This window comes from Arthrobacter sp. 05N425 (assembly GCF_056397125.1).
Genome location: NZ_JBFTMU010000005.1, coordinates 69,873 through 96,871 on the forward strand (window position 1 = coordinate 69,873; position 26,999 = coordinate 96,871).

The following is a 26,999-nucleotide window of genomic DNA, read 5'->3' on the forward strand; positions in this document are numbered from 1 at the left end:
GAGTGGCTCGAGAGCAGTATCTGGGTGTCGACTTTGGCACGAGCACGACGCTGATCGCGGAAAGCCTGCCGGCGGGCAGACCAACGGTGGTCCCGATCGGTCACGCCGAATCGTGGATGCCCTCGGCGGCTGCGGTCTGCGGTGACGCCTTGGTGGTCGGCGAGGACGCGCTCACGCACAATCCCGCCGCTCTGATCACTTCAGTCAAGCGTTGCATCACCGGACGCGCGGTAGTCGCCCGAAGTGCGGACGGTTCCATAGAACGCGACGCCGACGAGGTCATCGGCGCGGTCCTTCGCGAGATCGCGAACCGTGCCCGCGCTGATCGGCTCCCGATCTCCGATAAAGGAGTCACGCGGCTCGGATGCCCTGCAATGTGGGACGGCGATCAGCGTGAACGGTTGCTCGGCCTCGCCGAGATGGCGGGCTTCAGCGTCGGCCCCTCGACTCTGATTGACGAGCCGATCGCCGCTGGACTGAACTGGATCGGGCAGCGAACGCAACAGAGGGCGTACTTCGACGAAGAGCGCGTGCTCGTGTTCGACATGGGCGGAGGCACGCTCGACGTCGCCGTCCTTGACGTCACGACGGGTCCGCTGAGGGATCCGGAAATATACGTCCTCGCCTCAGATGGCCTCAACGAGGCCGGTGACGTGCTCGACGGAACGATCGCCGCTGACCTGGAGATCGCTCTCCGCGACCAAGGGATCGAGCTCGAGACGTTGCCCGACGCTGATCTCGCGAGGGCTTACCTGATGCGCGCGGCAGCTGAGGCGAAGGTTGACCTCTCGACACACCACGAGACGCAGGTGCATGTCGGCTATCAGGGCGGCAACCTGCCTAGCCTGCACTACACCCGCGAGCAGCTGGAGGACGCCATGCGTCCGCAACTGGAACGCGCCTGGAACCTGATCCTCTCGACCCTGCGCGCTTCATACCTGACCCGTGCCGACGGTGCGGTCACATCTGCCCTGCGCCAGATTTCGGAGGAGAGCCTCACCTCGAACGTTCATCACGTTCTCCTTGCCGGGGGCATGAGCCGCGCCTCCGCTGTGGAAAAGTTCCTCAGCAGGAAGCTCCCCGCTGCCAAGCTCCACACCTTCCCTGGCAGGAACGGTGCGCGGGAGGCGATAGTTGCGGGGCTTGCCGAGAGCACTTCCTACGAGCAAGTGAACCTGCATCGTCCCGCCTTCGACTTCGTGCTCGAGTTCTCGGCCGGAGGCGGGGACCTGACCCGTGTGCCGCTCTACCGAGCGCACACGAAGCTCTACGAATGGTGGCAAGCGCAGAGCCGGGACCGGCTCAGGTACGAGTGGCCACACGGCGCCACCGCGGTCAATCGCGATTCAGCTCGATCATTGCCAACACTTGGCTACGGCCGCCTCGCTGTCTATGCGATGGACGGAACGCCTGTTGATCTGAGGCACAAGGAAACCGACGTGCCTGGATTGAAAGTTGCCTTCGGCCATGATGGTGTCCGCTTCGACCTATCCCCCGAGGGGCACGTCAACATCACAGATGGCCGCGGAACGAGTCAGTCATTCCGCGTCACGCGCTGGCCGGTGCTCACGGGGGGTTTCGCCCGCCTTGCCCTTCCTGTCAAGGACCCGGACTGGCAGCCAATGGAACGCCGTGACTGGGACGTCAAGTAGCCGGACCGACGACCTCAATCACTGCGACCGCCCTGCGGCTCATTGAGAAGGCCCGTTGTCCCTCCAGCTCGGCTTCAAGCTGCTCGAGGTCTTGACCGAGATTTCGGATGCGACCTTCTGCCATCCGGATGACTCTCGGATCGCGTTCTCGCTCCTTAACGACCTCCAACGTGGCTCTCGCCTTATGGATCTTGACCTGAAGACTCGCTTTGCGTGCGTCTAGGCGGGTCCTTACCAACACCTCGTTGTCCGAACGTCTGTGTGACTCCTCCCCAAGGTGTCGAGCCCAACTGGCCTCCTTGAGCGATGTGAGGAAGGGCTCCATTGGCGTTGGTGTGGTTCCAGTAGCTTCTTCCAGCGATCCGTTCGCCACGGCCTCCAGCAACTGAATGCCCACGTCTGGCGCAACGGCCCCGGTCCGGATATCGATCGCCGTTGACCACAATTCCTTGGTCGGCCTCACCCCGGTCGACGCTACCAAGTCCACCGTGACGGCATAGCGAGAACCGGACGGCAGCGTTGCAAGCCTGCCTATGCCATAACGATGCAACCCGAGCCTGTCGTGTTCCAGTTGGTGCAGTGCCACGTCAACGATGGGATGTCGGAGAGATAGGAGTTCCACGTCTCTCGTGCTTGCCAGGTCGGCGTCGAAGGTCACTTCGATTGGTTCTCCGTTGCTGATACGGCCTTGGAACAATATCGCTGACCGACGGCTCGCTCCCTGGGTGCCTCGAAAGCGATGGATGAGGTCGGAGAGCTCATTGCTTCCCCGCAACAGCAGGATGCCGGGATGCTCCGACTTCTCGAGCTTTCCTCCAGTGACTCGCAGTATGTGCTCAATGAGGGTGCGCACTTCAGTGGTTCCGACGTAGCGCCCGTCGGCTGGCCCTGATTCCGAGAGGCCCTCGACCTGCATCCCATCAATCGTGGACAGAGTACCGCGCTCCTCATTCAGGCGCCGAAGGTTCGCCGCCCTCGTCTCCATAGCCGTTGCGATTTCTTCCCCGCGCTGCCTTCGCTGGGAGTCGTCCAGGCGCGGATCAAGGATTTGGTTAGCCAAGTCACGGAAGTCGTCCCTGAGGATCGGTTCGAGGTCTCCAATGGAGTTCTGGAATACGCCAATTCGGGTGTACAGGCGTTCCAAGATGTCGGACTCGATGGTCCCCGGCACGTGCATATTGAGGATAAGGATCTTCTCGTGCTTTTGGCCGAATCGGTCCAAACGCCCGATTCGCTGCTCGACTCGCATGGGGTTCCAGGGCAGGTCGTAGTTCACCAGTACGTTGCAGAACTCGAAGTCCAGACCCTCCGATGCCACCTCGCTCGCAATAAGGAGGTCGAATTCCCCGTCCCGAAAGGCATCGATGATGGGCTGGCGTTCCAGCATGGGAATACCGCCGTGGAGCTGCTTCACCCTGAAGTTTGAACTAAGGCGTTCTGCCAAGTACGCGATGGTCCCCCGAAAGGTGGAGAAGATCAGTGCCTGACGCAAGCCTTGTTCGCGCAAGTGCGTGAGCTTCTCCAGCAGGGCTTCAAACTTCGAGTCCTCGCCATGCCACTCGAAGGACGTACAGTCCTCGCGCATTTCCGCCAGGTCCTCTTCGCCGTACTCCTCGTCGTAATCCTCCACCGAGCGCGCAAACCGGTCAGCGTTGGCAGAGAGTCGCTCCTGCATGGCGGGCAGGCAGCTCGCGACTTGGCGCAGCGGCATCTGCATGGCGAAGCCGGGTGGCGTTCCGTGTGCGCGGGCCCGGGACATGCAGTGGTCGACGACGCGGTCGTAGAAGTCCTTCTCGTCCGGCGACCAGTTCACGACTACCTGATGAGGTTCGCGTACTGCCTTGGCGTCAGGTACGTCCACCTTCCGAGTCCTTGAGAGCACGCCACTCAAGGTGTTCAGCTCGGAAACGAGGCGTTTGACTTCGGCCCGTTGGCCCGCTTCCAGAGGTGCAGCGGTGTCAAGGAGCTCCTCTAAGCGTGCGTAGTCCGGGCGGTCAGCGACGGCGCGGCCGAAGGGCAGTGTCTCGATGGCCCGAAGGTGGTGGCGCAATGCTGAGCCGGACGAGCCGTGAGATATGCCGCGTTCGATCGCGTTGAGGTGCTTATTCGGCTCGAGCTGCATATGGAAGATTTGGGAGTCCTGGAACATGCCGTCGTCGAGCAGAGTCAGCAGGTTGTACAGGTCCTCAGAGCGCAAGTTAATGGGGGTGGCCGACAAGAACAACAAGTGATCGGCCCAATCGGACAGCAACCCGCCTAGCAGGTTCGACCTCGTTCCGGCATTGCGCAACACATGGGCCTCGTCGACGATGACCAGATCAAATCTCGGTCGGATCCGGGTCAGCTGCTCGAGCACGTCGCTGGCACTGCGGAGGGACTCCACCGAGATGATCGCGTGGATTTCAGGGTCCCGACCGGCCAGGAGATCTTCGGCGAGGTCAGCCAGCTTGCGAGGCTTAATAACCTCGAGGTCACGATCGAAACGCCGGCTCATCTCCATGCGCCATTTGTGAGTCAAGGACGAAGGCGTGACCACAAGCGTGCGACGAAGCGGTGACCTTTGCTCCAGCTCGCTCCACACCAGTCCCGCCTCGATCGTCTTTCCGAGGCCCACCTCGTCCGCCAGAAGTAGCCGCCCGGTCGGAGAGTTGAGGATCTTGAGCGCAGGGATGAACTGGTAGGCACGAAAGACCGTTTTTGTCGCTCGGTAGGAGTACAGGGTGTTCGAGAGCGGCTCGCGCAACTTCGTCCACGTCAGTGTCATTGCGATCTCCCGTGCCGTAGCGGGTACCGAGGATACCCAGAACGCTGGGTCGCGTGGGTCTCCATCCACCTTCTGGAGGGACTCGGGCGCGACGTGGTGAAGCTCCCCGTCGATGCTCACGTCAATCACGTAGCCCGCGCCCGTGCGAGTTATCCGCCGCACCCGACCAATGCGATCGCGCCCAAGCACTTTTACGACGTCCTCGGGCGCGAATGAACTTGTGCCGATGAAGGGCAGACCGTCCTCCCACTGCTCAACCAGGTCTTCTCGAGCCTCTGCGAGGTGACGCATCCCCCCGTCCGCAGTGAATCGATGGCGGGCGGTCACATTTGGCCTTTCTTGGCCCTCTCCACGGATGACGAGGGCTTCCCATCGACCCTTGCGGTAGACCCCGTACACACCGTTGAAGAGATTGCCGAGATTGCCGCCGGAATATCCGGGCGGGAGCTGACGGACGTCGGCGTCGAGCGCCTCCAGCTCTTCGACGTCCAGCGTCGCTAGTTCGCCTCGAACGAGGACCCGCTGGGCCCCGATCTCCTTCAGCCAAGCAAGCCCAGATTTCAGCCCTCGATAGACCAGGTCATCCATCGACATGAGACGCCGACCTCCCCAGGACCATTTGAATCCCCCAACTGGCGCTACCGCCAACGCAAAAAACCTTCATCAGACTAGTGGGTGTGCACATCGCCCGCGCTGTTGCCCGTAAATATGTCCCACCGTACTTGGAACTGGTTACAACTATGGCCACCTGCGAGACCTGTGTTGTCTTCTCATGTATTTTTTCGTTCTTGGGAGGGCGTAGGCTGCCCATCAGGTCAACATAATCCGCCAATATGTGACTCAGTAGCGATATTTTCTCCTGCTCGCAAGAGAAAATATCTGCCGATTCCAAGACCAACGGGTCATCGTCGAGAGAAACTAGTGGCTCCCCGGAACTAAATGGCACAAAGCGACAATACCCGCGCGCGTGCCACTTCTCCGGGTTTTACAATTGCGGACCCCAGCACGTCGCGTACTCAAGCCTCGCCCCGCGCCCACAACCGCGACGGCCTCCCCCGGGTCCCGTCGGACATCTGCCCGGTACCCTTCAGCTTCGGCTCCATGAACCGCCGGAACGTATCCCGCATCAATGTCGAGCCCGCCACCGTCTCATGCAGCTCCCGCAGGTCCTTCAGCGTGAACGGTTCGGCCAGCAGCGCCCCCGGGTCCGGCATCTCCACATAGGCAACCCGCAGCCACTCCACCGCCTTCGCGACAATGTCCGAGTGCCCGTATGGAAGCCCGGCGATTAGCTCCGGTTCGCCGGTCACGGAGGCCAGCCGGACGCCGTCGGACTTCAGCGCCTCCCCCAGGGCTGCCAGCGGCACCACGTCCACGTGCGCCACCGACAGCACCCAGCCGCGGTCGTCGCGCGCCGGGTCGTCGAAGACCTGCAGCTGGCGCGGCACCCGCCCGGAGATCCCAGCCTTCTCGCGCAGGCAACGCAGCACCGCGTTCGCCAGGGTCTCGCGGTCCCGCAGGAAGGTGCCGGGCAGCGCCCACCGCCCGTGCTGATGACCCTCCGCGCGCCGCACCAGCAGAACGCAGACGGAACCGTCCGCCACCGTCAACACCGCCGTATCCACCGCCACCGAGGGGCGCGGGTAGTCGAGCAGGGACGTTCCGGGGCCGTTCTGGGAATCCTTCACAGGATTATTTATTGCAGTATTGCGCTAAAGATGCAAGCCGTGCATACTGAAGTCAATTAGCGCAGAACTGATCTAAATCAACCGGAGGTTCCCATGAAAGTCCCCCAGCTCCACGTCGGCGCCGGCAGCACGCTCGGCCCGCTCAGCATCTTCCCCATCTGGACCTCCGGCTCCGGCAGCCTCGGCATCAGCACCGGCACCCACGCCGACGTCGCCGTGACCGAACTCGCCAGCGGCCCCCAGGTCGCCCGGCTCACCGTCACCAACAACGGCCCGCACCCGGCGCTGCTGCTGGAAGGCGAGCTGCTCGAGGGCGGCCAGCAGCACCGGACCTGCGCCCGCGACGTCGTCCTGGGCCCCGGCGAAACCCGCGACATCGACACCTTCTGCGTCGAGGCCGGCCGCTGGGAAGCCGGCCAGTCCAGCCACCGCCGGCAGGCACGGCGCGCACCACTGAACGTCTGGTCCGAACTGGCCAACAACCTCGACGGCCGCCGCGGCGGCGACCGGCAGGAACGGATCTGGGAGCGAGTCAGCCGCTTCGACGCGGCCCGCGGCGCGTCGGTGACCAGCTCCTTGCTGGACCACATGGACCTGTTCAAGGACAACGCGCACAACCGCTTCGACGCCACCGCTGCCCCGGCACCGCTGGAGGGCCAGCGCGGCGTCGTGATCGGGCTGGGGACGCAGCCGCTGCTCCTTGAAGTCTTCGGCACCGGCACGCTGTTCCGCCGGCACTACCGCCAGTTGATCGACTCCGTGCTGCTGGATCTGGAGCTCCTCTCACCCCAGGCGCTGGCCTCCGGTCCCATGCCGGGCCAGCGGGCCCGCGACTTCGCCGCCCACGTCCAGTCGATGGACTTCGGAACGTTCGACGGCGACGCCGCGGCCGTCGAGGTCCGGACCCATGGCTCGCTCCGGAGCCGCAACATCGCCCGTGCCGCCGGCACTATGTCCGCCGCCGGCATCGCCGTCGAACTTCCCACGCGCCGCCCCCAGCTGGCCCACCTGACCGGCTGGAACACCCAACACCCCCTGATGGAGATGGCATGAAACTAACCCCCTTGCAGAATGACCGCGCGGCCGGCGTCCTCGTCGCCCTGGCCGCCGGTGACGCCCTCGGCGCCGGCTACGAGTTCGGCGCGCCGCTGCCGGACGGCGCCGAGGTGACCATGAAAGGCGGCGGACCGTTCGGGTTCGCGCCGGCCGAGTGGACCGACGACACCTCCATGGCCGTTCCGATCGCCCAGGCGCTGCTCGAGGCTTCGTCCGACGCCGGGCCCTCCTCCCCTGCGGCGCTCACCATGGTGGTCCGGGCCTGGACGGCATGGGCGGCCGAGGCCAAGGACGTGGGCGCCCAGACCAGCTCCGTGATCGCCGCCGCCCGCCGGCTCGCTATCGCTGCGGGCAGACGCGACGTCGATGCTGCCGATTTCAGTGCCGCCGCCGCGGACTTCCATGCCCGCACCGGCCGCAGCGCCGGCAACGGCTCGCTGATGCGCACCGCGCCGCTGGCTCTGGCGTACCTGGACCGGGATCCGGCGTCGTTGATGGCGGCGGCGGGGACTCTCAGCGCGCTGACCCATGCCGACCCCGATGCGCAGGAGGCCTGCGGGCTCTGGTGTGTGGCCATCCGGGGGGCAGTGCTGACCGGGCGGCTCAATGTGCGGGCCGGTCTGCCGCTGCTGTCCGCCGAGCGGGCCGCAGTGTGGCTGGAGCGGATCGAGGTGGCCGAGCGGTCCCGTCCGCGGGACTTCACCCGCAACGGCTGGGTGGTCGAGGCGTTCCAGGGCGCCTGGAGCGCCATCCACTTCGCGGGCCTGACCGCCTCGGGCCCGGCCCACCTGCGGGCGGCGCTGGAGGAAGCGGTGCGCGGCGGCCGGGACACCGACACCGTCGCCGCCATCGCGGGCGGACTGTTGGGGGCCGCCTTCGGCTACACGGCGGTGCCGTTCGAATGGCGGCGGCGCCTGCATGGCTGGCCCGGTCTCCGGGCGCGCGATCTCATGATGCTCGGCATGGAGCTGGGACGGGGCGAGGGCCGCCGGCCCGCAGCCTGGCCCCGCGCCGGGCACCAGGACTACAGCATGTGGGGCCGCACCGACGCCTTGGTCCAGCACCCGCACGACGACGGCGTCTGGCTGGGCGGCGTCGGCTCCCTTTCACGGGTGGCCGAGTTGGGGATCGACGCAGTGGTGTCGCTGTGCCGGCTGGGGACTTGTGATCTGACCGGCGTGCCGGCGGAGTATCACGCCACGTTCTGGGTGGTCGACTCCCCTGCCGAGGAGGACAACGCGCACGCCGCGTTCGTACTGCGCGACGCAGCGGCCGCCGTCGAGCGGTTCCGCGCCGAAGGCAAGACGGTGTTGCTGCACTGCGTCCGGGCCGAATCCCGGACACCGAACGTGGCGGCGCTGTATGGGGCCAAGGTCGCGGGGATCACCCCGTTGGAGGCGCTTGAGGATGTGCGGCGGGTGCTGCCCGGGGCTAGTCCCAATAGGTTGTTCTTGGGGTTGCTGAGGAATGATCAAACTACGCTAAGCTGCGTAATTCATACAACTCCGTTGATCAGAGTTGAGGAACTAGACGCGCCGGGGCCAAAGCCCGTTTTGCACTCACGGGGAAATTGAAAGCGGCCGATGCCCGGTCAAACGACCCTGCGGCGCTAGGCTCTGCTAAACACTCACATCGACCTTAGGAAAACAACTTTGGCCAAGAAATGTCCTGACTGCACGCGCTGTAACGCATCGCTTCTCTCAAAGACGGGGCACGGCGCAGCAACATTCGTGGCGGCCACGTCCGGCCTCCGCCTTATGGCAAAGCTAAGTCCAATCAAGCCACGGAAATGCGGACGATGCGGGCACACCGGCGGCGCACACAAGTAAGCCGAGAAACACAGTCTGGGCGCCCGCAACAGAATCAGTAATAGGAGGGGCCGTTGACATTTCCCACGGAAACGTCAACGGCCCTTTTGCCTCTCCATCGGTTTAATCAAGCCATCTGGCCAACCGTTGGAAGTGCTACTGGATGAGGTTCTTTGCGCGGGCTTCCTTGAGCCAGTCCGGGAATTCCGTCAGCATCTTCTTGAACAGGTCCGCGTCGCTGATGGCGTCGACATCGCCAATGGGCTCGTAGTTGGCGTTGTCCATAAATCGATCCGTGAGCGTATCCAGCTTCTCCAAGAAGACCATCGACTCCCGGCCGATGGAGAGGAACTTCCAGAAGATGGGGGCCGTCGAGACTTCAGTCAAAGCACGGACCGCCTTCGACTGGTTGTCCGGGGCGCCGTCAGTCAAGAACAAGACGTACACAGGAATATCTGCGGGCGTCTTCGACGCCTCTACCGCCGGGGCGATTGCAGCGGGATGTGCCTTTCCAAATCCGAAAAAGCCCCTCTTTTGCCGGGGAACCGACACAGCGCCCCCTGTCGGCGCGAAACCAAAGTGGTTTCGAATCGTCAGGAACGCGTCTGCGTAATTCGTGCTGCCCATGCTCCGGCCCTTGGTTAGACGATCCACAGACCCAGCGAAGTCATCGATACTGATCTCGCCCAAATATGCCGCCGTGGAATCGAAGACAAAGAAGTCGATAGCTCCGTCGTCGTCGAACTGGGTTGCCAAGGCCAGCGACTTTTCTACCAAGCGCTGCATGGCCCCCGAGCGGTAGACCCTGCCCATGGAGCCCGAGAAGTCCAGGGCGAGGGCGACCTTGGCCTTCTGCCCATTCAGGCCCGAGTGATCGACAGCCTGCACTGCCGTTTTGGCCAATGAAAGCAGACCGGGGGCCTGCTCGCTGATCTTGTCGAGGGAAAGTGCCATGTTCGAGTCCTTTTGTTGGTGAGTATTGCCTAAATTGCGGATGACGCGGTCGGCCCCTCTCCGGGGGCGTTGTCCATCGATGACGTCGAACTGCGAGCAGCCGAGCCGGAGCAGTGCCATCCCGTCAAGCAGCTGGCGCGCTGCTCTGCACACGATGCACCGCGACGGCCTCTGGTTAGTGACCGTTTAGTCGGCTATGCACGGCGACAAGGGACGCCGCCTCATCCGCCGCGCGCGCATAACGGATAAGGGCTCGGACACGCCCATAGAGACCGAAAACGATCGCACCCCAGAATACAAAGTAGGAGCCTCCTGATTTCGATGCGGAGGCGAGAGTGCCAATCGTAACGACTAGTCCAGCAACGCAAATCGCCCCATTGATCAGGGCTGAATTTCGTGCTTTCCGTCGAATTCATGGCGGCAACTTCCTGCACCGCCACGCTGAATTCGGTCATCTTGTCCCCCACAAGTTCTTTCACGGTCCCACTCTGCAGTGCTCTTTCGACAAGATAGCGTACGGGCAACCTTCTGGTGGCGCACTCGACTTGAAAATTTTTGCTTCGGGCGCCGACTCATCACCTCTGCAGGCACCGCCCGGCATACTTTGGATAACCGCGCAGGCACCCGGGCGGCGTCGAAATCCATCTGTGCCGGCGGGCACGAAGCCGGCTGGGACACGCACCATCACAATCAGGCAACGCCCTCCCGTCTCAGGACAAAGAGTCTGTGCGTGGTTATATGCTGTTGCCACGAAGTCTTGGGGGATAACTTCCGGGACGTTTTCTGCCGTCCTGCCGGCGTTGCCCGGCTAGGACCCTTCGTTCCAGGAGTTGTTCCAGCGTGTTCCTCAAGACATTCGGGTGGTCATTTGCCGTCACCGCCATCGCGTTGGTGGTCGCCTTTCTCTACGGCGGACCCCAAGCACTGATCCTTTGCCTCATACTGGGCATCCTTGAAATCAGCCTCAGCTTCGACAACGCCGTCGTCAACGCACGAATCCTTGAGCGGATGAACCCGTTCTGGCAGAAAATGTTCCTCAGCGTGGGCATCATCATCGCCGTCTTCGGGATGCGAATCCTCTTCCCACTGCTGATCGTGGGCGTCACCGCCAACCTGAACCCGGTCGAAGCCGTCAGCCTCGCCATGGAGAAGGGCGATCCGCACACCCCGGGCACTTACGGATACCTGCTCCACGAAGCCCACCCGCAGATTGCGGCCTTCGGCGGAATGTTCCTACTGATGCTGTTCCTGGACTTCATCCTGGCCCACCGCGATATCAAGTGGATCAAGTTCCTCGAGATCCCGCTCGCCCGGCTGGGCAAGCTCGAAGGCGCATCCTTGATCATCGGCATGGTGGCGCTGGCCATCGCCGGCGCTGTCTCCGGTGAGAAGCAGGGCATCGTCCTGCTCGCCGGCCTGCTCGGCATGATCACGTACTTCCTGGTGAACGGCCTTGGCAATCTGTTCGACGTCGACGAAGACGGCGACGTCGACGCGGCGGACGCCGATCTCGTCGTCCACTCAGGCCCCTCCGGTGCAGCCCAGGTGGCCGGCAAGGCCGCCCTGATGCTCTTCCTCTACCTGGAAGTCATCGACGCCTCCTTCTCCTTCGACGGTGTCATCGGAGCCTTCGCCATCACCTCCGACCCCATCATCATTGCCCTCGGACTGGGGTTCATTGGCGCCATGTTCGTCCGCTCCCTCACTGTCTTCCTGGTTCGCCAGGGAACGCTGGACGAATTCGAGTACCTGGACCACGGCGCACACTGGGCCATCGGTGCCCTGGCAGTCATCCTGCTAGTCACGATCGTCGTGCCCGTCAACGAAATCGTTACGGGTCTCATCGGCGTCGTATTTATCGGGGCCGCATTTATCGGCTCGGTGCGACGCAACAAGAGGGCCCTCGCCGCCGAGCAGGCCCAATCCCTCGAGCCCGCGAACAACTAGAGCCCCGGGCACCACAGCCGAAAAGTACAGTCACCACTAGGAAAGCGAGTAATTCAATGGGTTTGAGTTTGCAAAAGGGCCAGTCCTTGTCACTGACGAAGCAGAACGGCGATTCAATGACGAACGTCCGTCTTGGCCTCGGCTGGGACTCCGCGGTCCCCGCGAAAAAGGGATTCTTCGGCGGGACCAAGACAGTGGAGATCGACCTTGACGCATCGGCCATCCTGTTTGACGCCCAGAGCCAGCACCTCGACACGGTGTTCTTCAACCAGCTCACCAGCAAAGACGGCTCCATCCGACACACCGGAGACAACCTGACGGGCGAAGGCGAGGGCGACGACGAAACCCTCATGGTCAACCTGCCGAACGTGTCACCGGCCGTCGCGCACATCGTGTTCGTCATCACCAGCTACAGCCAGCAGACCTTCGACATGGTCCAGAACGCGTTCTGCCGCGTTATCGATGACTCCGCGGCAGGCAGCCCCGAGGTCGCCCGCTACGACCTCACCGAATCGGGACGGTACACCGCGATGGTGATGTCCAAGCTTTCGCGAAACGGGAACATCTGGAACTTCCAAGCCATTGGCACGCCGGCCAATGGACGTACGCCCGGCGACGTCCGCGGCGCCGCTGCCGCGGCCCTTTAGCCTGATCGAAACAGCGCTCCCCAGCGCAACTCAACGTACACACCGAATTTTAAGGAGTACCTCTTGTCTAGCCTCACTCTTAGCAAGGGCAGTAACCTCTCGTTGACCAAAGCCGATCCCGGGCTCCGCAAGGCCATGATCGGTCTGGGATGGGATCCGCGAAGCACTGCCGGCGAGCAGTTCGACCTCGACGCCTCGGCGCTCCTGGTCCGCGCCGACGGCAAGGTGCGTTCCAACGACGACTTCATCTTCTACAACCAGTTGTCCTCCAAGGACGGCTCGATCGTGCACCAAGGCGACAACCGCACGGGTGAGGGCGAAGGCGACGATGAGCAAATCCTGATCGACCTCGACGCCGTCGCCGCAGACATCGCGAAGATCGTCATCGTTGTTTCCATCGACCAGGCCGAAGCGCGCCGCCAGAACTTCGGCCAGGTGCGCGATGCCTTCTGCCGCGTCGTGAACCAGGAGACAGACAATGAGGTCGTCCGCTACGACCTCACCGAAGACGCTGCAGCGGAAACGTGCATGATTTTCGCCGAGATCTATCGGAACGGCAGCGAGTGGAAGTTCCGTGCTGTGGGGCAGGGATACGCCTCAGGCCTCCGCGGCGTGGCCACGGACTTCGGCATCGTCCTGGATTAGGTCCGAGGCCCGGCGCCGCCGGGCCCTCGGACCACCATTTAGCTCATTGATTAAGGAGAACAACCCATGGCTGGACTGACGCTTACCAAAGGCAGCAACCTCTCGCTCACGAAAACCGATCCGGGACTGAGCAAGGTTCTCGTGGGGCTGGGCTGGGATCCCCGCACTACCACGGGTGATGCCTTTGACCTGGACGCCTCGGCACTCCTGCTGGGCGCCGACGGCAAGGTCCGCAGCTCCGCGGACTTCATCTTCTACAACCAGCCGGCGGCCGCCGACGGCTCGGTGGTCCACAAGGGCGATAACCGCTCCGGCGAGGGCGACGGCGACGACGAAGTGATCGCCGTCGAGCTCTCAGCCGTCGGTGCTGACGTTGAGCGGATCGTCTTTGTCGTTTCGATTGACCAGGCAGACACCCGCCGGCAGAACTTCGGCCAGGTGCGCTCTGCCTACTGCCGCGTGGTTAATCAGGAAAGCGACGCCGAAGTGGTCCGCTATGACCTGAGCGAAGATGCCGCGCCGGAGACCTGCATGATTTTCTCAGAGCTCTACCGCCACAACGGCGAGTGGAAGTTCAAAGCCGTGGGCCAGGGATACGCCACGGGCCTCGCCGGCATCGCCGCGGACTTCGGCGTTCACCTCGGCTAAGCCCCGAGAACACAGAAAGAGAGACGCAACAATGAGCATGCAACTCACGCCGCCTGAGACGTCGGCCGCGAACCCGCTCGTACTGAACGCACCGGAGGCTCCGAGCATCGTCAAGGAAGACGATGCACCGGGGATGGTGCCGGTCCCGGCCGAGCGCCAGCAGGAAATCAATGCCCAGGCGCGTGCCTTCATCACTGAAGTGTCGGCCCTGAGCCCGTTCAGCCCCGAATACTCCAGCAAGATCGATGGCATCAACCGGCTCGGCGGCCAGCAGCTCGTGGCATCCGCCAGCACCTCGAGCCGGCTCCTGGAGCGGTCGTCCACCTCGCTGGCCGGTGCGAAGAAGTCCGGCAGCAGCGCCCAGGTGCAGGTTGCCTCGACGCTCGGTGAGCTCCGCTCCACCGTGGAAGACCTGACTCCGAACAACGCCGATTTGAGCGTAGGCCGGAAGATCCTTGGAGTCATCCCGGGCGGCAACAAGCTGGCCAAGTACTTCCAGAAGTACGAGAGCGCGCAGACCCAGCTGGACAAGATCATCAAGTCCCTGATGGCGGGACAGGATGCGCTGCTAAAGGACAACGCCTCCCTTGCACAGGAAAAGACCCAGCTGTGGGAAACCATGCAGGGACTCAGCGAGTACGCGGTATTTGCCAAGGCCCTGGACACAGCCACGGCAAGCAAGATCGACGAGATGAAGATGCAGGGCCAGATCGAAGAGGCGGGCAAACTCGATTCCGACGTGCTGTATCCGATCCGCCAGCGCCACCAGGACATCCTGACCCAGCTGGCAGTCTCGGTCCAGGGATATCTCGCCATCGACATGATCCGCAAGAACAACACCGAACTGATCAAGGGCGTGGAACGTGCCCGCACGACGACCATTTCCGCGTTGCGGACGGCCGTCATCGTCGCCCAAGCCCTGGCGAACCAGAAGATGGTGCTGGACCAGATCGACGCCATCAATACAACGACGAACAACATGATCCTCAAGACAAGCGAAATGCTCAAGGATCAGACCGCGCGGATCCACCAGCAGGCGGCGAGTTCCGGGGTCAGCGTGGAGACGTTGCAACGTGCCTTCGACAACGTCTTCCAGACGATGGATGCCATCGACACCTTCCGGTCCCAAGCAAACAAGAGCATGGAAGGCACCGTGCATGCCCTCGAAACCGGGCTGGAGCGGGCCCGACCGTACCTGGACAGGGTGCGGCAGCAGGAGGGGAATTAGTGGCCGTCAGTCCTAAGCAATAGGCTTACAGGCTATGGTCGCAAATTTCTTGGGCTCGTTGTTCGGCGGCGGAGCGGCACCCCGCTCCGCCGCCGCTCCAGGCGCCGCTCCTACGGCAAACGACTCGGCCGGAGACGAACTGACAATCACCGGAGCCGCGCTCGAAGAGCTACGTCGGACTGTATTGACCAACGGGGCCAGGCTGCCCCCGCTCGTGGTGTCTCAGGTGCTCCAGATTGTGGACATCTTGCGCGCCCTCATCGGCTACATAGCCCGGTCTGGGGCGTCGACCGAACAGCGCGTCCTACTGGACGCCGTCATCACTGACTACCTGCCGTCGCCGCTACATGCCTACCTGAGGCTGGGCGCTGCATCACGGACCGACGGTTCCACTGACACGACGGTATTGCTGGAGCAGCTTGAAGTGCTCCATTCCACCGTCCGGAACCTGGACAACCAGGTCCGCACGGGTGCCATCACGGAGTTGGCAGTCCACGGCCAATTCCTCCGGGACAAATTTGATATCGATGGTCTTCACTTGGAAGGACACTAGTGGCTTCAATGGTTGCGGGCAGCAACGCCGCCCTCACAGCTGAGAACCCTGGGCTGGAAAAGGTACTACTGGGGATCGGCTGGGACGTTATCCCGAGCCGTGGTCCGCAAGCCGAGCTAGTGCCCATGGTGATCATGTGCGGCAAGGACGGCCGGGCCCTTTCGGATGACCACCTCGTCTTTTTCAACCAGATCGCAAGCCCCGATGGCAGTATTTCCTTCGCAGGGTCCGAAGATCAGGAACAGGTCGACGTCGACCTGAACCGCGTGCCGGAGTCCGTCAGTAAGATCGCGGTCCTGCTCTACGTGGATCCGGATGTTCGCGGGCCTGGCACCTTCGGGCCCGTCAAGAACGCTTATCTGCGGGTCGCGACCGACTCTAACCGGGAGCTTCTTCGTTTCACGGTGCCCCGGGGGAACCTCGACAAGATCAACGCCATGATCTTGGGTGAGCTCTACCGCCACTCGGGAGGCTGGAAGTTCCGTGCCCTCGGCCAAGGTTATGAGAATGGGCTCGCAGCCGTCGCCGCCGACTTCAAGTTGAAGCTCTAACTATGGCGTTGAACAGAACCGCGGTACGGACCGACATCGGATACCTCAGCCGACGCAGGAAGGCCGTTGCCGAGCCTGAGCCCACGCAGCCGCCTGTGCGGAATACTGCCCCGGTTTCCGGCGCCCGCCCGATGCCATCGACCGGGCTAACGCTCGGTGCCGGCCCCTCCACGGCCTCGTCCGGCGGACCCACGGTCGTCGCGGGCGTTGCATCGTCCGCCGGACTGACGCTCGCCGACCCAGCGGCCGCACGGCCAGGGCGCACCAACGTGGCCGCAACAACCCGTCCCCGGTCTGCCCCGAGTGCGTCGGAACTGCTGTTCCCGGCACCTGGTTTCGGCAGCCTCCGGGAACTGGACGCAGAGAACCCGGTTGTTCGACTCAACCCGCGCCAGTCCGCGATCGGCTCCCTCTTAATTGCGGGGGTTCGTTCGGCAGCCTGGGAGGATGAACAGCTCTCCGCTGGCGCTCACCACTCGGACGGGGTGAGCGCCGGGGCCGCCGTCGTTACTCCCGGAAACCGGCCCCTCGTCGGGGTCCAGGACGGCGCCGGCATCGTGTCCCTGCGGCACGTCCGACTGTTGCGCCGCGCGTTGTTCGTCGCCGGAGAGATGCCGCTGACGGTCGGGGTCTTTGACGGCGCCGCCGCCGCCGTCGCCGCGCGAAGCGAAACGGGCTTGCGGAGCGTTTTGTATGTCGCGCGGATTGACTCGGTCCTTGAGCTCCGCGCAGAGTTCGTGCCCGCGGACGCCCCGGACGCAGCCATCTGGGCGATGTTCGGCTTCACCATGACTATCCCGCTGGACCAACGGGTCCTGAGCCGCTGATTTTCAAGCGCGCACCACTGCAAACCACTGGGGGACGATGCAGCACTTCCATGCCTTGGCCGAATCCGTAAAGGATCGGCTCTTTCACAAGCGCCCTGAGCAGCTCCACCGCACCTCCAGCCCCGGCCTTCTGGCCGTCGCTCTGGGGGCCACCCTCTACTCGCCAGCCACGAGAAGCTCGCTGGCGCACGGAATCCGGAAACAGGCCGCGGCCGGGTGCCTCAGCATCGTCATCTGCCTCGAGGACGCCGTCCCTGACCAGGACGTCCCCGCCGCAGAGGAGAACCTGCTCGTTGCCTTGGCCGAGTTGGCACTGGACGACCCGGATGAGCTCCCGCTGATCTTTATCCGATGCCGCACTCCTAAACAGCTGCTCGATATCGGCCGACGCGCCGGGGCCGCCCTCGGGGTAGTTTACGGTTTCGTCCTGCCCAAGTTTGAGAACGAAACAGGACGCGGGCGGGCCTTCCTCGCGGCGCTGCAGCTCTTGAACGACGAGACCGGACGCACCGGCGGACCGAAACAACAGCGCCTGATGGCGATGCCGATCATAGAGGACCTGTCGACAACCCACTTGGAGTCACGCGTCCGGGTTCTGACGGATAACCTCGCCCTGGTCGAAGAGTTCCGGAATCTGGTGCTCTGCGTTCGAATCGGTGCCACCGACATGTCCAGTGCCTTTGGTTTGCGGCGCTCCCGCGATCTAACCATCTACAACGTCAAGGTCGTCGCGAACATCATTGGCGACATCGTAAACATCTTCGGCCGCCCGAATGACGGCTGGGTCATCTCCGGCCCGGTCTGGGAACACTTCGTCAACACCGAACGGGTTCTGCGGCCGCAACTGCGGTCCACGCCGTTCGAGGCCGCCAACGAGGTCGAGCTCCGTCAGCGCATCCTCATGGACAATCTGGACGGCCTGATCCGGGAAATCGAATTGGACCTGGCCAACGGGCTGCTGGGAAAGACGGTCATCCACCCGACCCACGTTCCGGTGGTACACGCCATGTGCGTCGTAAGTCACGAGGAATACCTCGACGCCATGGACATCGCCGGGGACGCCGGGGGCGGGGTGAAGGCGTCGTCCTACGGAAACAAGATGAACGAGCTGAAGCCTCACCGCGCCTGGGCGGAGCGCACACTGCTGCGGGCCAGAGCCTTCGGGGTTGCGAGACCCGGAGTCAACTTTGTCGAACTACTGGAAGCGAGCATGCGGTGACGCAACTCTCCACGGATGCCCCTTGGAGCGGCAGTTACGTAACCGACGCCCTCGGCGTCGACGTGACCTCAGACCCAGGCACCAGCGTGCTGCCCGTAAAGGCACTGGTCGGATTAGCGCTGCGGCGTAATCCGAAACGGGCCCACCTGCTGGTCTCCCGGGTTCTCGCCAAGCACGTCCCCACCGAACCCGGGATCGTAACGTCAGCGGGCCGGCTGCTGGGACTCCTGGTCCGACGCGAACTCCTGCTCCCAGCCGACACCGGATCGCTGACTGCCGTCATCGACGACGCCGCCGACAGGCTGGGCCGCCTGCTGGGTCCCGCAGCACCGACGGACGCCGGGACTGCGCCCGCCCGCGATAAACGGTCCAACCGGATGGCCGCCGTGGCAGCCCTGTGCAACCTGGTCGCCGGACAACAAGTGGAAGCGCCCGACGTCGTGACCATCGGTTACGCGGAAACTGCCACCGGTCTGGGCCAGCTGGTAGGCGCACAACTGGGCACGTATTACATCCATTCCACCCGACAGAGCAGCTGCGGGATCGAGCCGTACGGGGCCTTCGAGGAAGCACACTCGCATGCAACCTCCCATCAGTTGCTGCCAACCAGCCGTGCAGCCCTGAATCAGGCCGAGACCGTGGTCCTGGTGGACGACGAGCTCAGCACCGGCGCCACAATCATCAATACCATCCGCGAGTTGCACGGCACCGCTCCGCACCGCCACTACGTCGTGGCTTCACTGGTGGACCTGCGCACCCCGGCAGACCGGGACCGCCTCGGTGAGCTGGCACGCGAGCTCGGCACCCGAATCAGCGCAGTGGCGCTGGCACAGGGAAACATCGAGTTGCCGGAGACTCTCGCCGCCGACGCGGCGAAGCTGATCGGCACTCTCCCACTCCCGCCCAAAGCAGCCCCCACCCCGGGCCAGGTTCAACTGCTGGACCTCAACGGCGTCGTTCCGCCAATCCGCAGCGCCCGCTTCGGCATTGCCGGCCGTCCGGATCCGGAGCAGGCTGCCCGCATCTCGGACAGCCTCGCCGCCGCCCTGGGCAGCAGCGCCGGTGCCGGCCGCCGGGTGCTGGTCCTGGCCACCGAGGAATTTATGGCGCTGCCGTTGGCGGTGGCCACCAGGCTCCAGGACCTGTGCCCCGAAGCAGACATCCGCTATTCCACCAGCACCCGCTCACCGATCGCCGCGCTGGACGAACCGGGATATGCGGTCCGTTCCGCGATTGCGTTTGGCAGCGCCGACGACTCCGCGGACGGGGCCGGGCCGCGGTTTGCGTACAACTTCACGCACTCCCAGGGACGCTTCGATACGGTGCTCATCATGGCGGAGCCCGGTGCCGGGGTTGCCGGACTATTGGGGCCCGGCAAGATTGCCGAGGCCGTTGCAGGTGCCGCCGTCGATGTCAGGCTCGTCCTCCTGCCGGTCCAGGCGCCATTCCCGACGCCACTGGTCGGCCCCGCTTTTGGCTCCTATCCGGCCGAGGATGTGCGGTGGCTGTTGAAGGATCTGAGTTCTGCGCAGCTGGAAGCTCCGAAGGAAGAGCGTGAAGCAGCGATCCAGTCCGGCAAGGCAAGCTACGCCGAATCGTTGCCGCAAGAGTTCGAACCCTCGCCCGAATACGGCGCACTGTTCCAGTCCGCGCTGGAGAGTACCGCCGTCCGGATCGCCCACGCCGTCGGAACGCTCACCGAGCAAGTCCTCAAGCTGCGCGGCAACGCGCCAGTTCTGGTGTCACTTGCCCGCGCCGGGACCCCCGTCGGCATCCTGATGAAGCGTTGGGCGTGGGAAGTCCACGGCTTGGAGCTGCCGCACTATGCCATCAGCATCGTGCGTGGTCTCGGTATCGACCAAACTGCTCTCGGCTATCTCGCCTCCCGGCACCGCCCGGAGGACATCATGTTCGTGGACGGCTGGACCGGCAAGGGAGCGATCGCGCGCGAACTCGCCGCCGCCGTCGATCTTTTCGGGAGGACTGACCGGGCGGAGTTCCGATCAGACCTTGCCGTCCTCGCCGATCCAGGTCATTGCGTCCGGATCTTCGGCACCCGGGAGGACTATCTAGTCCCCTCGGCCTGCCTGAACTCGACCGTCTCCGGCCTCGTCTCACGCACGGTGTTCAACAAGGCACTGATCGGGCCCGGCGATTTCCACGGGGCCAAGTTCTACTCGGAGCTCTCCGGCAGCGACGTCTCCCACGACTTCCTAACCGCCGTCACGGCCCGGTTTGCCGATGTCCGCGACGACGTCCTGCAAACCGCAGCCCACGCGCCGTCGGATATTTCAGCGTTGCCGGAAGCAGACTGGTCCGGGTGGGCCGCCGTCGAGGACATCAGCCGCAGCTACGGCATCAACAACGTGAACTTGGTCAAACCGGGTGTCGGCGAAACCACCAGGGTGCTGCTCCGGCGCGTGCCATGGAAGGTACTGGTGCGTCCGGAGGCTGTGCCCGAGCTCGCCCACGTGCTGCACTTGGCCGAACAGCGCGGAGTCGAGGTGCTGGAAGTTCCGGGCCTGGCTTACAACTGCGTCGGACTAATCCACCCGGTCCACACACCGGGAGCGACCGGCGCAGATGGCAAGGCGGTGGTCGACGTATGAGCGGCCTTTCAAGCGCCGCAACGGTGATGGTGGCCAGCGACCTGGACCGCACGTTGATCTATTCGGCGAATTCGATGGCGCTCGTGGGTAGCGACCATCTGGCGCCACGCATGGTGGTCGCCGAGGTTTACGACGCAGCCCCGCTCTCCTTCATGACCCGGGCTGCGGAAGGGCTGCTGGAGGGGGTCGTGGAGCAGAGCGTCTTCGTGCCCGTCACCACCCGCACCCAGGCCCAGTTCTCCCGGGTGCAGCTGCCAGGAGCGGGGCAGGGGTACGCCGTGACCACCAACGGGGCCGTCCTACTGCACGAAGGCGAGCCGGACGCCGACTGGTCGCGCCATATCCAGCGATCTTTGGGGTCGGATTGCGCGCCGCTGGACGTCGTGCTGGGCCATCTCACAGGAGGAGCGGCAGACCCTGCAGTCCTAAGGGTCCGGACCGCCGAGGACTACTTTGCCTACTCGATCGTTGACCGGGAGGCGCTGCCCGCCGATTACCTGGACGAGCTCGGCGCTTGGTGCGATGCCCGCGGTTGGACAACGTCTTTGCAGGGGCGAAAGCTTTACTGCGTCCCTGCCCCGATAACCAAGGAAGCCGCCGTGGCTGAAGTCCGGCGCAGAACCGGCGCCGGACTGCTCGTTGCTGCCGGTGACTCCCGGCTGGATGCCGGGTTCCTCGAGTTGGCAGACGTCGCCATCCGCCCAGCGCATGGCGAACTCGAAAGCGACGGATTCTCCCGGCCAAACCTGACCGTCACATCGGCGTCCGGCCTGCTGGCGGGCGAAGAGATCGCGCGGTTTTTTCACGGCGTCCTGACTGGAACGGGAAATTCGACCAGCATCTTCGCAAGCGGCGAAGCATCACGTGCCATGCGCGTGCTGGGAAATCAAGGAGAGACCTTATACTCCCTATGACGATGAATTGCGTCATAGGTCTGGCCCCCAGCGACGTCGCTGGTGGGCTGAAATACATGGGGAATACAAATGAAGAGTTACCGACGCCTAAAGGGTAAGCCGGATTCGTACTACGCGATGCAGCCGCGGAAGCCGAAAATCTCAACATTCATTGTCGGAGCTCTGGCTTTGGGTGCCATAGCGCTGGGCGCTGGCAGCAGCGGAGTGGGCGGAGCAATGGTATTGCTCGCCATATTGGCTGCGCTGACGGGTCTTTACGTCGTGGTCACAGGCCGCCGCTCGTGGGCAAGGTTGCCTGGCAGCCGAAAAGTTGGCGGTATCGTTCTGGCTGGCTCTCTGGTGCTCTTCGTGGTCGGCGGAATCACGCTGCCGCACCGGTCCGCAGAAAGCATTGCTGCCCAGGCGGCATCGGAGAACGAAAAACGAGCAGCAGAGGAAGCAAACCGCGCCGCCAGCGCGTCCCCGTCGCCCTCCGCCACTCCCTCCGCCGTTCCCACCCCCACTCCAACGCCGACGGACACGGGCGAACCACTCGACCCCGACACGGTTACCGAACTCGCCAAAGGCGTCAGCTACAAGGCGCCGAAGAGCCAACCTGCGTACGCCACCAAGGCACTCGATCTCCTCGCCACTCTTCCCGTCAAGGAAACGGAGGCGTCGCTCGGATACGGCGCCCGCGCATCCTACGGTCCGGCCTGGGCAGATGTAGACCGGAACGGGTGCGACACCCGGAACGACATCCTCAAGCGAGACCTGACTGACGTAGCTCTCACCGCAGGTTCGACCTGCAAGGTTGAGAGCGGAGACCTGGCCGACCCCTACACGGCCATGACAATCCACTTCCAACGTGGTCCCGAAACGAGCAAATCCGTTCAGATCGACCACGTCGTCGCCTTGGGCGATGCTTGGCTGAAGGGCGCGCAGAAACTCACGGACGTTCAGCGGATGGCCTTTGCCAACGACCCACTGAACCTTCAGGCAACAGACGGGCCGACCGACGTCCAGAAGGGTGACAGCGACGCAGCGGCATGGCTGCCGCCGAACGAGACTTTCCACTGCAGTTACGTGGCACGACAAATTTCGGTTAAGGCGACTTACAAGCTGTGGGTGACGCAGACCGAGCACGACGCCATGGCCCGCGTGCTGGAGGACTGCACCGACCAGTTGGTTCCGACCAGTGAGAAGAAAGTCGCCGTGGTGGCAGCCGCCAAGGCTTCAACGACGCCTAAACCCAAGGCAAAAGCCGCTGTGGTTGTTCCGGCGCCGGTGAAACCTCTTCCGGCGCCCCGGTACGTCGCTCCTGCACCTGCTCCGTACGTACCGCCCGCACCCGCACCCGCACCCGCGGCAGTGTATTACGCCAACTGCACCGCTGTAAGGGCAGCCGGGGCCGCGCCAATCTACCTGGGCCAGCCAGGTTACAGCAGCAAGCTCGACCGGGACGGCGACGGCGTCGCGTGCGAGTAGTAAGGAAATTGACAGGACCGCTTCTGCGTACGAAACACTAATGCTCGATCCGATGAGTCCTGCCATATGAAGGCCGCGCTTGAACCGTAAACCGGCGACCGAGGGCAATAGTGTTACTCGCTTTGAGTGGAACCGGGTCTGCATTCTGATGTTACGAACCGAGTAGCTCCAACACGACTACAGAGAATCCTTATTTAGGATCACTGCCCCTCTGAGTACCACCCAGCCGATTACTGATGACGCAGTAATTTCCCCAAAATACGACACGGGAGTCATTTTTCGGCCTGATTGATTTGGCCTCACATATTGCGTGTAACATGCGCTTTGCGGGTATCTACGCCCGCGGCGCTATTGGGGAAGCGAATCTGCATGTGACTAGCTGCCAGCACGATGCATCGCGTCCGCGATCCGCACGCCAGGACCACTCCCACCGTTCATCACCGCACCCACCCCGCCCGCTTCACTCCGCACGTCGGTCAGGTGTCCTATGAAAGGACTCTCATGAGCCAATCCCCCAACCTCGCCCCTTATCCGCCGGCTCTCAGCTATGAGAAGGTGCAGCAGAGCGACAAGTCGTTTCTCGTAACATGGCTGCTTTCCCTCCTTCTCGGAGTTCTCGGCGTAGACCGCTTCTATCTGGGCAAGATCGGATCCGGCGTCGCCAAGCTGGTCACCTTCGGCGGTCTAGGGATCTGGGCCCTGATAGACCTCGTCCTCGTGCTGGCGAACAAGATCCGCGATAAGCAGGGGCTTCCCTTGGAAGGCTACGACAGGCACAAGAAGGTTGCGTTGATCGTCACGGGCGCCTTCCTGCTCCTTAGCATCGTCATCAATGCCAGCCGCGCCGGAGCGGCCTCGACGTCCGCGACGGCCCCGATGACGTCCACGCCAGCGGCTCCAATCGCTGCCGCGCCCGTGGCGACTGCACCTGCTACACCTGTCAAACCCCAGACGGCCGAAATTCCGACTGCAGTTAAGGGCATGAACGCTCAGGCCCTCGACGAGGATCTGGCCGCTTTGGGATTTGAAAACGTCATCTACAACTCCACCACGGGCAAGACAGTCCTCTTGCTAACCAACTGGACGGTTACCGGAATTGATAACCCAGGCGCAACGCAGCCTGTTGGCAAAGCCGTGGTGGTTCACGTAACCAAGTAGGGTTACTGAGGGTACAGGCGGTGTGATCGGAGCCCTAACGGTGGTCAGTATGGTGCGAATCTTCCAGCGACGAATCGTTGTAGGCCGAACTCCGGGCTGCAGCAAGCCATCGGTCAGCCGATGACTGCCGCTGAGGAAACGACGCTGGTTCCCACAGCCTGGTGGCAGTCCGCCGTCATCTACCAGGTCTATCCGCGTTCGTTCGCGGACGGTGACGGCGACGGCGTGGGCGACCTCGCCGGGCTGGCCGACCGACTTCCGTACATCGCCTCGCTCGGCGTCGACGGCATCTGGATGACCCCGTTTCAGCCTTCCCCGCAGGTGGACCAGGGCTACGACGTGTCCGACTACTGCGGCGTGGACCCGCTGTTCGGCGCCATGGAACAGTTCGAGGCGCTCCTTGAGCAGGCCCACGCGCTCGGCCTGAAGATCCTGCTCGACGTCGTTCCGAACCATTGTTCCTCCGAGCACCCGCTGTTCCAGGCTGCCCTTGCGGCCGCGCCGGGCTCGCCGGAGCGAGAGATGTTCCACTTGGTGGCCGGCTCCGACGCCGACACTCCCCCGAACAACTGGCAGAGCGTCTTCGGCGGACGAGCCTGGAGCCGCGCCAATCCTTCGTCCGCGACAGACCGCGACTGGTACCTTCACCTCTTCTCCGCCGGCCAGCCGGACTGGAACTGGCGCAATCCCGCCGTCGGCGATTACTTCGACGGCGTGCTGCGCTTCTGGTTCGACAAGGGCGTGGACGGCCTCCGGATCGACGTCGCGCATGCCCTGTTCAAGGCCGACGGACTGCCGGACTCGCCCTCCACGGGCGGCGTGGTGGACGGGCTGCGGTCCAACCCGCAGGTCTCGGACCAGGAGGAAGTCCACGAGGTCTACCGCCGCTGGCGCACCCTGGCCGAGAAGTACGAGCCGCACCGCCTGCTGGTGGGCGAGGTGAACCTGGAACCGGGCCGGGCCGCCCGCTACACCCGGCCGGACGAGATGCAGCAGGCGTTTGCGTTCGCGTTTGTGAAGCTCGGCTGGGACCCGGAGGCGTGGGCGGCCGTCGGGAAGGAGCTTGAGGCTGCCCGCCGGGAACACGGCGCGACCCCCACCTGGGCGCTGGAAAACCACGACATTGTCCGTTCCATGACCCGCTTCGGCGGCGGCGAGGTCGGCGCGATGCGGGCCCGCGCCGCGCTGGTGGCCCTGCTGGGCCTGCCCGGTCCTGCGTACCTGTACCAGGGCCAGGAGCTCGGGTTGCCCGAGGTCGACGTTCCGATGGGGGCCCGGGTGGATCCGATGTGGGCCCGCGGCGGCGTCTGCCGCGACGGGGCCCGCGTGCCGCTGCCCTGGACCGAGGATCCAGCGCTGCACCACGGCTTCGCACTCGGCACCGCTGAAGGACCACCCTCCGAGCCCTGGTTGCCGCTCCCCGCAGGCTGGGGCAAGCACGCCGTCGAACCGCAGGAGCAGGACGCCGGGTCGGTCCTGAACCTGACCAAAGCGGCGTTAGCGCTGCGCCGGAAGCTGTGGAAGAACGAGGTCTTCACCGCAAACGACGGCGGCACCTGGCACGTGGAGCCAGGGAACCTGCTGGTCTGCGAGCGCAACGAGCACTTCCTGGTCGCCGTCGCGATGGGAACGGAACCGGTGCGCCTGCCGGCGGGCACGGTGCTGCTCAGCGCGGCGCCGCTGGAGCAGGACGGCTGGCTGCGGCCGAACAACGCTGCCTGGATACTGACTCGCTAATGGCGCCGAGGGGCTGACGCAACCGTCGTACTGCCCCGGCCCTCCCCCGAGGCCGGGCCGGGGGCGGCACGCTCTCTTTCCCTCAGCGGGTGTACCGTGCTTCACTAATTACGTACGGAGGGGAGTATCCCCAGATCCGGTCCGTCGTCAATACGGGTGTCCCAGTACACTCCGGCGGGCAGGGCCGATCACTTCGGCCGGGAGAGACCTCCAGTTGGTTCAATAACTGACTGGAAGCAGGTCCCCATGAACGTTCCCCTGGCCGCCACCTCCACCGAAGCGTCCCCGTCGCGGCGGCTGTCCGGGACCCGCCCTGCCGTGGTGGTTGTGCTTGCCGGCATCGACGGCGCAGGCAAATCCACGGCGGCGCGACTGCTTGCCCAACGGCTGGTGGGCTCCGGACGGCGCGCGACCGTAGCGAAGAATCCCTGCGGGCGGAGCAAAATGACCGCATGGTCCAGCCGTCTCGGCCTGACCGTTCCCGCCGGATTGTTAGACGCTGCCGAAACGTCCATCCGCTGCGCAAACGTCCTGCTTTCCCATCTACGGGCCAGATACTTTTCCGGCATCGTGATCATGGACCGGTACCTGTACTGCCAGCTGGCATTGAAGCGGGTGAAGGGGCTGGGCCCGGGACGTTTCCTGCCCTGGCTGCTGCGGTTGCTTCCCGCCCCGGACGCTGTGTTCTACTTCGCCGTGCCGGCTGACCTTGCCTTGAGCAGAATCGTCAAGCGGGGCACGGACACCGAGGACCTGGAGAGCCTGGCGGCCTTCGACAAGGGCTATAGGGAGCTCGACGATTTCCCCTCCTTTGTCATCATCGACGCCGGGCAGTCTTCCGGGCAGATCGCGGAGACGGTTTGGCAGGAGCTCACCCGCTCCCTGGGCCCCGGTCCACCCGACCGGCCCGTCACGCCGTCGCGATAG

21 protein-coding genes are annotated in these 26,999 nt (G+C 64.0%); 18 read left to right on the top strand and 3 right to left on the bottom strand.

The features are described from left to right. Positions 1-2 precede the first annotated feature (2 nt). Positions 3-1,652, top strand: a complete 1,650-nt coding sequence (locus tag AC1DGE_RS09525; protein WP_476917358.1) for an Hsp70 family protein — start codon at positions 3-5, stop codon at positions 1,650-1,652. Here the strand turns inward: AC1DGE_RS09525 and AC1DGE_RS09530 are convergent. Next, positions 1,645-5,010: a DEAD/DEAH box helicase gene (locus tag AC1DGE_RS09530; protein ID WP_476917359.1), complete on the bottom strand. Its 3,366-nt coding sequence runs from the start codon at positions 5,008-5,010 to the stop codon at positions 1,645-1,647. The two genes, AC1DGE_RS09525 and AC1DGE_RS09530, sit on opposite strands and share 8 nt — an antisense overlap. Positions 5,011-5,432: 422 nt before the next feature. Further along, on the bottom strand, positions 5,433-6,104 hold the full coding sequence (locus AC1DGE_RS09535) for an NUDIX hydrolase (protein WP_476917360.1): 672 nt from the start codon (positions 6,102-6,104) through the stop codon (positions 5,433-5,435). Positions 6,105-6,197: 93 nt separating this feature from the next. Here AC1DGE_RS09535 and AC1DGE_RS09540 point away from each other — a divergent pair, with 93 nt between their 5' ends. Together AC1DGE_RS09540 and AC1DGE_RS09545 are read left to right on the top strand one after the other, a co-directional pair. After that, complete coding sequence (locus AC1DGE_RS09540) at positions 6,198-7,157, top strand: ARPP-1 family domain-containing protein (RefSeq protein WP_476917361.1); 960 nt, start codon at positions 6,198-6,200, stop codon at positions 7,155-7,157. After that, complete coding sequence (locus AC1DGE_RS09545; RefSeq protein WP_476917362.1) at positions 7,154-8,734, top strand: ADP-ribosylglycohydrolase family protein; 1,581 nt, start codon at positions 7,154-7,156, stop codon at positions 8,732-8,734. Before AC1DGE_RS09540 ends, AC1DGE_RS09545 begins: the two co-directional genes overlap by 4 nt. Before the next feature lie 390 nt (positions 8,735-9,124). Here AC1DGE_RS09545 and AC1DGE_RS09550 read toward each other — a convergent pair whose 3' ends face one another. Then, the gene (locus AC1DGE_RS09550) at positions 9,125-9,922 is read right to left on the bottom strand and encodes a VWA domain-containing protein (RefSeq protein WP_476909184.1); all 798 of its coding nucleotides are present in this window, start codon (positions 9,920-9,922) and stop codon (positions 9,125-9,127) included. Between the two features lie 840 nt (positions 9,923-10,762). Between AC1DGE_RS09550 and AC1DGE_RS09555 the strand changes: the two genes are divergently transcribed. The 15 genes from AC1DGE_RS09555 to AC1DGE_RS09625 all read left to right on the top strand — a co-directional run bounded on the left by AC1DGE_RS09555 (position 10,763) and on the right by AC1DGE_RS09625 (position 26,999). Further along, entirely contained in the window at positions 10,763-11,869 is a 1,107-nt protein-coding gene (locus AC1DGE_RS09555; RefSeq protein WP_476909183.1) for a DUF475 domain-containing protein, read from the top strand. A 56-nt stretch (positions 11,870-11,925) separates the two neighbouring features. Beyond that, positions 11,926-12,516 (top strand): TerD family protein, encoded by a 591-nt coding sequence (locus AC1DGE_RS09560; protein ID WP_476909182.1) that lies wholly within the window; start codon positions 11,926-11,928, stop codon positions 12,514-12,516. A 63-nt stretch (positions 12,517-12,579) separates the two neighbouring features. Beyond that, positions 12,580-13,161 (top strand): TerD family protein, encoded by a 582-nt coding sequence (locus tag AC1DGE_RS09565; protein WP_476909181.1) that lies wholly within the window; start codon positions 12,580-12,582, stop codon positions 13,159-13,161. A gap of 66 nt (positions 13,162-13,227) precedes the next feature. Beyond that, a complete protein-coding gene (locus AC1DGE_RS09570) occupies positions 13,228-13,809 on the top strand; it encodes a TerD family protein (protein WP_476909180.1) in 582 nt (193 codons plus the stop codon). Positions 13,810-13,840: 31 nt separating this feature from the next. Beyond that, positions 13,841-15,037: a toxic anion resistance protein gene (locus AC1DGE_RS09575; RefSeq protein ID WP_476909179.1), complete on the top strand. Its 1,197-nt coding sequence runs from the start codon at positions 13,841-13,843 to the stop codon at positions 15,035-15,037. A gap of 34 nt (positions 15,038-15,071) precedes the next feature. Beyond that, entirely contained in the window at positions 15,072-15,590 is a 519-nt protein-coding gene (locus tag AC1DGE_RS09580; RefSeq protein WP_476909178.1) for a hypothetical protein, read from the top strand. 8 nt (positions 15,591-15,598) lie between these two features. After that, positions 15,599-16,141, top strand: a complete 543-nt coding sequence (locus tag AC1DGE_RS09585) for a TerD family protein (RefSeq protein ID WP_476909203.1) — start codon at positions 15,599-15,601, stop codon at positions 16,139-16,141. 269 nt (positions 16,142-16,410) lie between these two features. Next, on the top strand, positions 16,411-16,968 hold the full coding sequence (locus tag AC1DGE_RS09590) for a hypothetical protein (RefSeq protein ID WP_476909177.1): 558 nt from the start codon (positions 16,411-16,413) through the stop codon (positions 16,966-16,968). Positions 16,969-17,005: 37 nt separating this feature from the next. Continuing rightward, positions 17,006-18,187: an HpcH/HpaI aldolase/citrate lyase family protein gene (locus AC1DGE_RS09595; RefSeq protein WP_476909176.1), complete on the top strand. Its 1,182-nt coding sequence runs from the start codon at positions 17,006-17,008 to the stop codon at positions 18,185-18,187. Continuing rightward, positions 18,184-20,796, top strand: a complete 2,613-nt coding sequence (locus AC1DGE_RS09600; RefSeq protein WP_476917363.1) for a phosphoribosyltransferase domain-containing protein — start codon at positions 18,184-18,186, stop codon at positions 20,794-20,796. Before AC1DGE_RS09595 ends, AC1DGE_RS09600 begins: the two co-directional genes overlap by 4 nt. Continuing rightward, complete coding sequence (locus AC1DGE_RS09605; RefSeq protein ID WP_476909174.1) at positions 20,793-21,710, top strand: HAD family hydrolase; 918 nt, start codon at positions 20,793-20,795, stop codon at positions 21,708-21,710. The genes AC1DGE_RS09600 and AC1DGE_RS09605 overlap by 4 nt, the downstream gene beginning before the upstream one ends. Before the next feature lie 69 nt (positions 21,711-21,779). After that, positions 21,780-23,177, top strand: a complete 1,398-nt coding sequence (locus AC1DGE_RS09610) for an excalibur calcium-binding domain-containing protein (RefSeq protein ID WP_476917364.1) — start codon at positions 21,780-21,782, stop codon at positions 23,175-23,177. Between the two features lie 501 nt (positions 23,178-23,678). Then, positions 23,679-24,335, top strand: a complete 657-nt coding sequence (locus tag AC1DGE_RS09615; RefSeq protein ID WP_476909172.1) for a TM2 domain-containing protein — start codon at positions 23,679-23,681, stop codon at positions 24,333-24,335. Positions 24,336-24,455: 120 nt separating this feature from the next. Next, positions 24,456-26,072 carry an alpha-amylase family glycosyl hydrolase gene (locus AC1DGE_RS09620; RefSeq protein WP_476909171.1) on the top strand — a complete coding sequence of 539 codons (1,617 nt, stop codon included), beginning with the start codon at positions 24,456-24,458 and terminating at the stop codon, positions 26,070-26,072. A 246-nt stretch (positions 26,073-26,318) separates the two neighbouring features. After that, complete coding sequence (locus tag AC1DGE_RS09625; protein ID WP_476909170.1) at positions 26,319-26,999, top strand: dTMP kinase; 681 nt, start codon at positions 26,319-26,321, stop codon at positions 26,997-26,999.